This window comes from Gilvimarinus sp. 2_MG-2023 (genome assembly GCF_030547685.1).
Lineage (GTDB): Bacteria > Pseudomonadota > Gammaproteobacteria > Pseudomonadales > Cellvibrionaceae > Gilvimarinus.
Genome location: NZ_JAUOQM010000003.1, coordinates 103,963 through 116,051, shown reverse-complemented (window position 1 = coordinate 116,051; position 12,089 = coordinate 103,963). Strand labels below are relative to the sequence as shown.

The 12,089-nt window shown below is 44.3% G+C and carries 6 protein-coding genes; 3 read left to right on the top strand and 3 right to left on the bottom strand.

Annotated features, from left to right (window positions below; genetic code table 11):
* Positions 1-156: 156 nt before the first annotated feature.
* The 3 genes from Q4526_RS00585 (at position 157) to Q4526_RS00575 (ending at position 2,825) form a co-directional block, all read left to right on the top strand.
* Positions 157-717, top strand: a complete 561-nt coding sequence (locus Q4526_RS00585) for an RNA polymerase sigma factor (RefSeq protein WP_215974762.1) — start codon at positions 157-159, stop codon at positions 715-717.
* Positions 714-1,808 carry a FecR domain-containing protein gene (locus tag Q4526_RS00580; RefSeq protein ID WP_215974761.1) on the top strand — a complete coding sequence of 365 codons (1,095 nt, stop codon included), beginning with the start codon at positions 714-716 and terminating at the stop codon, positions 1,806-1,808. The genes Q4526_RS00585 and Q4526_RS00580 overlap by 4 nt, the downstream gene beginning before the upstream one ends.
* A 207-nt stretch (positions 1,809-2,015) precedes the next feature.
* Complete coding sequence (locus tag Q4526_RS00575; RefSeq protein WP_215974760.1) at positions 2,016-2,825, top strand: FadR/GntR family transcriptional regulator; 810 nt, start codon at positions 2,016-2,018, stop codon at positions 2,823-2,825.
* A gap of 362 nt (positions 2,826-3,187) precedes the next feature.
* Here the strand turns inward: Q4526_RS00575 and Q4526_RS00570 are convergent, their stop codons facing one another.
* The 3 genes from Q4526_RS00570 to Q4526_RS00560 form a co-directional block, all read right to left on the bottom strand.
* Positions 3,188-5,452, bottom strand: coding sequence for a polysaccharide lyase 6 family protein (locus Q4526_RS00570; RefSeq protein ID WP_215974759.1), 2,265 nt, complete (start codon positions 5,450-5,452; stop codon positions 3,188-3,190).
* A 128-nt stretch (positions 5,453-5,580) separates the two neighbouring features.
* A complete protein-coding gene (locus Q4526_RS00565; RefSeq protein ID WP_303609485.1) occupies positions 5,581-8,790 on the bottom strand; it encodes a TonB-dependent receptor in 3,210 nt (1,069 codons plus the stop codon).
* 296 nt (positions 8,791-9,086) lie between these two features.
* A complete protein-coding gene (locus Q4526_RS00560) occupies positions 9,087-11,477 on the bottom strand; it encodes a DUF4962 domain-containing protein (RefSeq protein ID WP_215974758.1) in 2,391 nt (796 codons plus the stop codon).
* Between the last annotated feature and the right edge of the window lie 612 nt (positions 11,478-12,089).

Here is a 12,089-nt window from a genome sequence, read left to right as displayed (position 1 = left end):
AGTATTTGCCCTAAATGCTCGCCTTTGACTCAAATAATCACTTTCTGCTTAAAGTATTGGCGGATTTGGGGTCATAATTCGTCTAATACATGAGGGCGATGGCTTTAGAGACGTCCCAGCTATTTTTACCGTTGTATTTTGAGTGCCATAATAACAATGACCAAAAAAGAAAGCTTGGAATCAATCTATATGTCCGTGCGCAAAGGTTTAATTCGTGCGGTGTCTGGTATGGTGCCCCCAAAAGAGATTGAGGACATCGTACAAGAGACCTATGTAAGGGTTTGCACTGTCAAAAATAGTGAGCAGATCAGTCATCCGCGCTCTTTTTTGTACCGAACGGCACGAAATTTAGCGCTGGATTACCTCAAACGCTCCGAAACCCGACTGGCGGTTAGCACCGAAGATGACAGTGTGGATCTCGATAGAGCGATTGAGAAGCTTGATCAGGTTTACGATCAGGTCGCGGCCAAACAAGAATTTGAACATTTTTGTGAGGCGGTACGGCACTTACCTTTGCAATGTCGCAAGGTTTTTGTCCTTAAAAAGGTTTATGGATACACCCAAAAAGAGATTGCACAACAATTGAATATTAGTGAAAACACAGTAGAAAAGCATATTGCTTCGGGCCTACGACGCTGCCAAAAGCATATGCAGCAGAACTTGCCAGGGACAACCAAACGACAAGGCACAAGTACGAGCCAAGAGGCTTCGCAATGAGTAATGTATATCAACTCCAAACCGAAGAGCAGGTTTACGATACCGCATCGCTCTGGGTAGCACGGTTGGACCGGGAGCTGTCTCAGCAAGAGACAGCACAATTGCGTGCCTGGCTGTCCGAAAGCACCAGACACCGTGAGATCTTTTTAGAAATGGCAGCTCTGTGGGATCGTATGGACAGGCTCTCAGTTTTATCTGAGCTGTTTGACCCACCAACCAATGAAGTACAACCTAGCCACAGCAAAGGTCGAACCGTTTGGGCTGCCGCCGCATCCATACTAGCTCTGGCACTTGCCTTTAATCTACTGGCACCGATGTTACCCAACACCCAAGAATCAACAGCATCACAAAAGCAAGTCAACTCAGAGACCTCAAACACACTGTATGAAACGGGCATCGGTGTGCACTCAAGTGTTAATTTGCCCGACGGCACCAAATTGTTACTCAATACAGACACTAAAGTGGCCGTTACTTACAGTGACCAAGAGCGACTTTTAGTACTGCACAAAGGTGAATTACACGTAGAAGTAGCACACGACAAACAACGCCCCTTGCGTGTGGATACCGGTAGCAGAATTGTCGAGGCAGTTGGCACGGCTTTTAATGTGCTATTAAGAGATAAGAAAAATTTTGATGTGATCGTCACCGACGGGCGAGTAAGAGTTAAACCCTCAGCCAAACCAGACAGCCTGCGTGGTGATCCATCAAAGTTGGTGCTAGAGCCTGTACGCGAGTTAACCAAAGGGCAGAAACTCAGTGTGCGTGATAGCCGAATAGCACAGGTAGAAACAATTGATAATAGCGCCATCAAAGATAAACTATCTTGGCGCGATGGCAACCTAGTGTTTCGTGGAGAAACCTTGCGCGAAGCTTTACAGGAGCTTAGTCGCTATACGCCCACTGAATTCGAAGTCATGGACGCTGCCATTTTGGATATGCGTATTGCCGGACTATACAAAGCAGGTGATGTCGAAGGTTTACTGAATGCTTTGCATGAGAACTTTAAAATTAACCATCATAAAACTGAATCCAACATCATCGAATTGTCTTTGCAGGGTGACGGGAAAGCAAGTGATAGCAATGACGGCTAACCAGAACACACTCATTAGCTTTCATACAGAACACTCACACACCATCGCCCCATAATACGGGACTGCCAATACGTACAATTTACGCAGGCGCGGCCTTTTTCAAAGGCCGCCAACAGGTAAGTTCGCCCTGTACAATCTGATAGGGAACTTCGTCAACACACTCGGATCATACACCCGACGACGACTGATCAATACCCAGGAGGCTCTATGAGCAAGCAGCATCAACTAGCGGCTGTACGCACTTATCAAAAAATTGTAGCTAAGATTATACAACTTATAGCGGTAGGGGAATTTAAGGCCGGCGGTAGACTGCCAACAGAAAACCAATTAGCACAGCGGTTCAAGGTAAGCCGAGCGCCTGTACGCGAAGCTATTATTGCACTTGAGGTGATGGGAAAGCTTGAGGTTCGGCACGGATCAGGGGCCTATATACTGCCCCCAGACACTTACGCTTCACCTACCAATTATAACCATAACCCGTTTGAATTGATTGAAACCAGAAGCTTGGTAGAGTCGGAAGTATCCGCGTTAGCGGTGTCGACCATTTCTGAGGAACAACTTGATCAATTGCAAAGTACAATCAAACTTATGCACGCAACTCACGCAGAAGATATCGACTCTCTGCGTCAGGCTGAGAACGAATTTCATACTATTTTGGTCAGCTCCACCTTGAACCGTTCACTTATCGACATCGTGCGCAATCTTATGCGTGCCTGTGAACATTCAACCGACATACGCACCACATATAAAACCATCATGAAACACGAACGATCCGTATTTATCCAACAACACCAGACGATCTTTAATGCCTTACAGCTTAAAAACCCTCAAGGGTCCAGAGCAAATATTCGTGAACACTTTTCTTTTATCCTAAACGCTCTTCACAATACCAGCGAAGAAAGAGCCATGAAGCAGATGCTAATGCTTGCAAGGGAACGTCGTGAGCGCTATTCACTCAATCGAATTCCAGCCGATATCATCGTGGATGACACCTCTACATTACACTCACCACTCTAAGTAATTCATCACAACGTCAAAGTACGTAAAAATAACTCGTAGAAACTGAGTTAGAATGTATTCACACCGCCTACCGATTTTCCATTCAATTGCCTACCGTACAAATATCAGCACTTAGAGATTTAAGCCATTACCTGTTTTCCACACTCATAAGATCTTATAGGAAAAGTACACACAGTGTGTATATACAGAACGGTATACTTAGACAAAAAAACACCTTACGCGAGAAATTTAATATCCCACATAAGGTGAAGATAGGCCCTTTGAGAGAAAATATGACCTGAGCAAGACAAAACTATTGATTCATTCAGTTAATTTTTAGGCATATATACCTATCTGTAATCAGACTCCTAGCAATATCTCTAATTTACAAATTTATTGCCTTCTAAATGTGCGCTGGGCGTCTTATTGACATAAAACAACTCATTCACAACAGGCCTTTCAGTCGCCTGAAATATATTGTCAATAATATTGGTTTTAGGTTCACCCTTAATATGATTAACTTTTATTCGCGCACTATCGATAAGCTTATTGTTACGAATATCCGTTGCAAGTACACCATGCAGACTTAATGACGCACCACTCAGATTATCTTTACCCATGCCGACACGATCAAGGACAGAATCCTCCATCAGAAAATGCGGGCCAAAGACACTCTCACCGGCCTCACTGAAGATTTGTAATATTGTTCCACCAATATTGGTAAACTCCGAGCCCTGAACAGTAATATAATCTGCCACATAATTTCCGTGCGGGTCTTTATCAGACTCCAGACTCATAACAGAACCACTGATATCACTAAATGTTGAATTGATTATCTCAATACTATCCGCGAGCGTTCCTGGCGAGGCGTGAATAAAATTGAATTTTAAATTTACATTCAGGTCCGTCACCTCACAGCTTTCGATCAACAATCGGTAATTGCTAAGCATTGACTGACGGCTGGTTCGAATTACTGAATTACCTCTGTAATCCTGAGCTTTGGCACCAGTAATAGTTAGCCCTTTCAAATGCAAGCTTCCGCCCTCTGCCACCTCAAACAAAGATGAACGCTCATACGCAATTGTTACCTCCCCCGCACCCTGCAGAGTTAGTGGTTTATCAATCACCACAAGCTTAGTTAAAAAATATGTACCTGACTCTAACACCAGTACATCACCAGCCGATGCATTTTCTACGGCTTGCTCCAATGCCCCTGGTTCAGCACTCACCTTAACAATGCTTCCCGCCCCAAACTCAACGCCCCTCTCTTGTTTGGGATACCAGGCCACGCCGGTTGATTTTTTATCAATTGGTTTTAAGTCCGCACTAACTCCGACGTTCTTAAGTTCATTCGATAAAGGATACAACAGACCATTGTCAGATTTTTTCAAGACAACCTGTTCCGCCTTAAAGCCTTTCTTAATATCTGGGTTAGACACTTTGTGTAGAATATTGTCACTAAACTCTATGCCCGAAATATCATCATAAATAGTAAATATATCTTCACCACTCTTATTGTAGATAAGATTGTTGGTAAAAATCGTATCTTCCGCAATAGCTGTTAATTCGTCATCGCTACCACCTCCCAATACTATTTGACTGGCATTAATAACCGTATTGTTGGTAATTACTGCATCTTTCACTTGATCGTATCGATTCAATGGCGAGTTGGGCACACCATTCATAACTACCAAAGCCCCTCGAAAACGCTCACCCTTAAGGTTTTCAAGATAATTTCCACGCACCACTTGACGTTCATTAATCACTCGAATACCACCGGTATGCATAATATCGTTGCCAATAAATACATTGTTTTCTACTAAGTTGTCATGGCCGTGCCTAAGCGTTAGCGTACCCTTACTTTCAAAGAAAACATTGTTTTGGTAGCGATTACCGCCCGACTTGTTGGAGATTATTTCGTGTTCGCCATCGGTTCGGTAAAAGTAGTTATGGTCAACCGTCGTCTCCGAACGCGATCTTGAGTAATGACTGGTGCCTATACGAAGCGACTCACCGCCATTTGCTCCCAGCACTGGCCTTGGACCAAAGTAATTATGATCCACCCGATGGTGATTTTCTCGACTTGCCTCAGTGTCGAGCCTCACCGCCAAGGTCACCCCTTTAGTACCCTTACCTTCCAGATGGCTATGGTCAAATCGATTGAACTTGCCGTATAGCGCAACCCAATAGTCTGCCTCGCCGCGATATGCTTTATTAAATCGGTCTATAACAATTTCTGTAACACGGGAGTTATTTGCTATTTCATCGATATTTTTACGGAATGATATAACCGAAGTGGTAGGGGAGTATCCATCTTTAAAGACTAACCCCGACACCAGCAGGTGCTCGCCGGCCAAACGCAGGTTAGATTTGCCCGAAATAACAACCTGCCCTTTTGTTTGCGCCGTTAAAGTAATGGGTTTGTCTTTTGTACCCACTCCCTCAAACACTATTTCAAAATCATGCCAAACCCCATTGGCTAATACAATCGTATCGCCCGGCTTAAGGTTTTTAACTGCCGAGGTATATTGCTCCTTATCCATCACCAAATAATCTTCAGCAGAAGCGTGCACCGTGAGCAATAGCACACTGAACACCAAGCACACTAAAGTGCGTAATACTTTTGTTATGTTATTAAATCTCATACATCTACCATGCAGTATCGCGGGCCTAAACGGCCGGTGAAATAAGGCTCACCCGCAGACATTCGGCAAAACCGAATGCCTATGCCTAAATTGGTGGGTGAGCCCGCATTGTTGCCTAACTTAAAAACCTAGAAGGAGTAGCGTGCACCCAATGACATGCGGCGACCTGACTCCTGAATTTGCCAAGTCGTACCTGTAGCACCCTGGTTGAAATTCGCTTCACCGGTCAGGTTATTAACATTCGCCACCAGAGTTAGAGCATCATTCACATTCCAGCTGGCAGATAGATCAATTTGCTCCAAGCCATCTCGATAATCGTTGCCCTCTGTTGGATCTTCAGCCCCAGTACCAAAGGCCACTTGATCCCCCAAACGAGATACACGCTTATGCAGATTGTTATCTAAGAACTTGTCGCGATAACTGTAAGCTAGACGCACTCCAAACGTTTCATTCTCCCAGTACACCTGCAAGTTTGCACTGTTTTCTGAAATATCTTCTAGTGGCACACCATCTGGATCTTCACTTTTCGAGAAAGTGTAGTTGGCAATAAGCCCCAGACCGGACCATACACCTGGTAACGAGTCGAACGATTGCTGATATCCCAACTCTACACCTTCAATGGTACCGCTCGACCCATTGGTAGATACGGTGGTTAAAATACCGTTTCTTCCCTGCTCAACGTAACTGGCAAGCTCTGCTGGATCATCGGTGAATAAATAAGTCGATGAATCCCCTACCGCCGTAGGTCTGATACACACATTAAGTGGTACAGTCAGGTTTTGCTGCTGAACAACCTCGGGCTGATAAGAGCAAAACTGTTCAGACTTCAGGAAGGACTCCACATTTTTGAAGAAAACTGTCGCCGATAACATATCTCCTTCACCAAAATAATGCTCCGCAGAAATATCAAATTGTGTCGCTCTAAAGGGTTCAAGCTGAGGATTACCCTTGGTCGCAAGCAGGCGGTCTGAATTAAATTGATAGGTTGGACTCAATAAATCAAAATCTGCTCGACGCATAACCTTAGCCCCGGCAAAGCGAAGAATCGTGTCTTCAGAAATATAAACACTCATGTTCATGCTAGGCAGAAAGTCATTGTACTTATTGGTTTCTGAAACTAACGCATCGCCATCTTGGTTATAGGCGGTAGAGGTTAGCTCGGTATTTACTTGACGCCCACCAAAGACCATTTTGACGTTTTCAAAATCTAGATTGAATTGTAAATAGGCCGCAGAGGTTTGTTCATTAATTAATGCGTATGAACCGGTCACTTCCTGTAGATTGTCAGCACGACTACCGGAAGCATCAATATAACCATTGCCATTATCCGGGCTATTGTAGTTACTGCCAGCCAGAAGACTCTGCACAATAGAGAATGTTTGCTCAGTATCTTTCAAGATTCCCGCATCAAACACGGTAAAGTCGCGCAAATCGTTAGCGCCGGCAAAGCCCGTATGCTCAAACGCATCAGCCGAAACATTGGGTGAGATTATGCTACCCGGAAACTGACTTTCAATATCATTTACCCAAATAATACCTGGATCGCCATTACTGTCGAACATATCCCGATAAATGTTTGTTAACCTTACTTCAGCCTCTTGCCGCGTATAATCGCGTTCAGTAGTGCGGAAACCGGCCTTGATGGTAAGCCAATCACCTTTACCAATGTCGGAGTACTGCGCGTCTAGCCGAAATGCCTCTTCTTCGTTGTCGATGGATAAATCGCGGGTTCTATACTCCCGAAGAGCTAATAAACTGTTGTTATTGATGTGATTGCCACCGTCAAAAATTACACTGGGCATTGAGTCATTGGCATTAATAACAGAGTAGCTGGTTATAAAATCATTCGTATCTTGTGGATTTTCCGCTTCAGCGACAGGGTCTACACCACGCAAATTAAATTCTGATCGAGGTTGATAGGTATTAGATTCAGCGTAAGAGTACTCACCACTTACCTTAATGTTATCGGTAAAGTGCCACTCGCCACCGAGTGCCGACGAGGTCGTATCCGTCTGCCGAAATTCACTCCATGTTTTAGGGATTAGAGCAACGCCTTCAATACGATAGTTGTTGAGCATCCCTTTATCATCTTCAAAAGAGCTACTGGTTGCCACTGGATTGCCTTCCGATGGAAGAATTGAATAAGCTTCTTGGTTCCCATCGCGTTCAGTACCATTTAAATCCAGATAAAAATTACCCTGGCCCGATGCCGGCTCCCACTGTAAAGACACATTAAACGCAGTACGCTCGCGCTCTTCTATATAGGGTTCGTACTTATGGCCCATAGGTACTACATACTGTCCACTGGGTGTATTCTGAGCGCTATCAGTAGCATCGACTTCGCCGTCGAGGTTCATATCTATATCATCGTAAACGAAGAGGTTGACTTCGTATCGATCGCGACGCAACTCGCGGTCCTGGTAGGACAGCATTGCCATGGCCCCAAAAGTCCCCGCATCACCCAAGTCCCAGTTATTACCCACGGATGCACTTAATATTGGTGCCCAGTTATCGGTTTTATCCGCATACTCAGCGTCAATGGAAATGGCTGCAACTGGTTCGGTTAAATCTACCGGTCGTATCGTTTTTAAATTAACTGTACCCCCAAGAGCCCCCTCGATCATCTCCGGCGTGGGTGACTTTACTACTTCAACCCGCGACAAAAAGCTCGCCGGAAAATCCTGAAAATTCACACCATTTCGCCCATCACCCAGTGTCGATCGGCCATTTAACTCAACCCTATTCTGCGGCAACCCCCGAATGGAAACCTCTGAGCCAACACCAAAGTCACGGTTAATTGAGACCCCGGTTACCCTTTGCAGCGCCTCAGCAATATTGTTGTCAGGCAGCTTACCAATATCTTCCGCTACGATCGCATCGACGATTTGATCTGAATCACGTTTAACATCTATGGCCGCTGATAAACTGCCACGAATACCGATCGAGATGACCTCTTCAATCACCATTTCATCTTTATTTTCTTCATAGGCAAGTTCCGTTTCCTGCGCGATATTTTGCGCGCTCGCCAACGTACTTAGAGCCATGATTACGGCGCTGGATAGTTTATTTTTCTGCAGCATGGAGTCAATCCTCTTAATATCGTTATTCGTTCTAATAGTGAGCTGACCATTTTGGTTCACCGCCAAGCGAAGACCAGTTTCTTCCAGCAAAGTTACTGCCGCATTTATAATGGAATAATTTCCTTCAAGTGCGGGGGTATCGATGGTAAATACTTTGTCGTAAGGAACGATCACCGTTAGGTTCGATTGCTGAGCAAACTCGGTGAGAGTTATGTCGGCTTTATCACTAGAGATATTGAAGTTAACGGTCGTTCCCAATTGAGAAGTCTCCGCTTGAGCAGATAGCGCACAACCCAATAAAACAGGAAGTATTGCTTTTGGCTTTATAGTCACTTCAACTCTCTCCCATGCGAAGTTATTTACTCCGCTTTTTATTAGACGACTGAGGATTTAGCTTCCGCCATAAATATTATTAATATTTAAATCTTAGTGCTAGTAGAACAGTTCTTTTTCTCTACCGAGCACTAGGCTTTTACGGCACTGGAAAAAAATCGCCCAATGCACCACGTTTAATTCTGGCACACTGGGCGCTAAGGAACGTAAATTATATAGATTTATGGAATTTTAATCGTCTCTGGTAGCCCTTCTTCAGCCGTTTGATACCACAAATCGAGCAATTGCTCGCTATTTTTCTCCTGTGAATTCAGCTGTAAAACAGCCTCCCAGTGGTCGCCACCAACCTGGCCACTTAAAGTAATTTTTCCACCTTTACGGGTCATCTCTACATCTGGATAAACACCCTTATCGGCAATTAGCATTACCGCAGCTATAACTTTTTGCTTGGCTTGTGATCCGGAGTGCGCAGAAAAATGCCACTCGTTAGCCGGCACCGGTGTTTCAACCATTGGGTAATCCTTTTTTGGATCAACCGGCCATCGATTCGAAACGGTAAATTCGAGCTCCTCTTGCGCCAACAGATAAGTACGCATTTTCTCATCACCACGGGTGGAGTCTATACGTTGTTTGCCCTGATCAAGGTGCATTGCCTCTTTACTGTGCAATAACCAATCAACAGTAAAAGGTACTGGCCCCGCCATATCGTCAATAATAAGCACCACTGAGGGTCGAATCATCACAACATGACGCTGATACTCATCAAGCCTGTCACCATAAGTTCTTTCAGCTTCACCTACTACATAACCTAAGTGTTCGGTACTGTGAAAATCGACAATACCTCCCGTGGCTGTTGCATCTCTGTCAATTTGGCCCTCACCGTTAATTAGCAATGCGTTATGAGCCAGTGTTTGTCGGGTATACTCCACATGAAAGGGTGAGAAATGTTGTGGAAAGCGAGCACCACTAGGGTGAGCCAGTGCCTTACCCCCTTTCATAATCGCAAAGCTATTTTGATCGGCATGGCTGTGACTAACCGAACCAAAAGGCGAGCTTTTAAACAACAGCATTACATCACTTGTAGGATTTAAAATATCTGAATGTAGTGCGGCCCAGCCAATGCCTGAAAATAATTTATCCTGTGGCATTTTATTAGGCTTTTTCGAACCGATAGCATCAGGGTGAATTAAACGATGCATAGCTCCCAGCCGCCGCGTATTCATTCGCTGATCCTTATATTGTTCGGCCCACCATCTAGCTTTAGCATCTCCATAATTCAAAGCATGGAAAGTTAAAATTGAGTATAGATCACCAGCGTAATTACTTACCGGATTATGCTCCATATCGCCAAATGGAATCACCTCCCCCAGAGGCGCAACCGCATAGGTAAGAAAGTGTCGCATATTTCTTAGATAGGCTTTATTCCATAAATTGTAGCCCGTCGCCACATAGAGCGACTGCAAAGGAGTAATAAACCGATCATTATAAGACATGGCATAGTGTACGCCTTCGGCCCAACCACCCTCGCTGCCCCCCCAATGCGGATAAACCGTTAGCCATGCTTTAAGAGCATAGTCCAACCACTCAACGGTTCGCTCTTCCTCAGCCAGAACAATAGCAAACTCCATCAAATAGCCAGGCAATCGGCCATCGTGACTGTAGATCGAGAAATTTAAATAATCCCGCCCTTTTAAACGATTTAACATTTGATCGCCACGGGCGAGCAGCATCTTCTTAACGGCCTTGCGTTCTTCTTCCGTTAATAGATCGTATAACCAGTCATAGCCCTGAGCGGCAGTGCGAGCAATACGCAATCCTATTTCATCAAACCCCTCATCCAGTGAACCAATACCCTCTAGCTCCCAATCAAGTACATGCAGTAGGTGTTTTTTTGCCGCCAAGCCATATTTTTCTTCACCGGTCATTAAGTAAACCAATGCCAAGGGAGTCATACCTTGTGTGTATACATCGGTGAATTTTAAATAGGAGGCTCGGTACGCCGTGCGCCGAGCGGGGTATTCCTTTTCAATATCATATTTATCAAAATCTGGCTTCACCATAAGTTCCATAGTAAGCGCAGTATCAGCCATAGCTTTCAGATCATTAAAAGCGAGCTTGCGTTCCCCCTTCAATGTTTTTTTCACTTCGCCTAATTGTGCCTTTGGAAATAATAATCGGGGGTGCTCAAGCTCCACTCGTTGCAGCAAGGTTTTTGGATCAACCCAAGGCAAGTCCAAAGCATCGTCGGCGACAGTAAACGCTTGCGGGGCTCTAATCGCGACTGTTTCCCCCTGTTTGTTAACAGCCTCAACTCGCCATACATATTCACCTTGTGCCAACACTTCACTGGGAACATAGACAGGATCTTTCTGCAACTTTGAAACATACACAGGCTTTCCAGCGTCACTATCAATCGACAAACGATAACTGACCTCACCCCTCGGTGCCGCACGCCACCAACTAAAACCCGGAGGCGATACATCCACCACTTGGTTGGGAATTGGCCTATTAAAATTTCCGTTTTCTGGTTGTTTTTCTGGGAATGCCACCTCCGCATACCCAGCATTTACCATTAGGGTTAAGCTGGCGACAAATAGTAATCTAAATTTCATAATGTACCCTTTCTTATCAATACCTAATACAAGGGGCCATAAAAGCGTAAATCTGAAATCGGCACTAATAGATCTGATACTTTATATTTTATTTCATCCGAAATCGTTCTTTTCAAAATACACTCGCCTTTAAATACACCCTTATAGAAACTGTTAAACGATAATTCACTTATGTTCTATTTATAAAATACGAATTGAGAATGGCATGATCTGCCAATTTATGGTTTTTCTCGTTCGTGTTCCGTCTCTCGATCACTCCCTCTGCTCCTAGCATCGGCGCTGGCTAAATCCTCATAATCACCAGTGTGTTTTAAATCAACGTGGCCGATTAAATTCAGAGAATACTAATGGAAATTTTCTCTTCGTTAACTTGTTCACTTTGTTCTTATCCATTAGAGAATTCTGATTATTAATCAATGGCCAGGGCTCTTCCTACTGAAGACAAAACAATAATGACAGCGCTGGACATTTTACTTTTATGCTGCAAGGCGTACTTCTCTTTTTGGCGTCATCATTATTAATATTAAGCTGACTATTACGACCTAGAATGAATTGCAATCCAGTACCTGTCAGAAATTTAACGCTGTATCTATTGGAATATGTGCCCCGTAC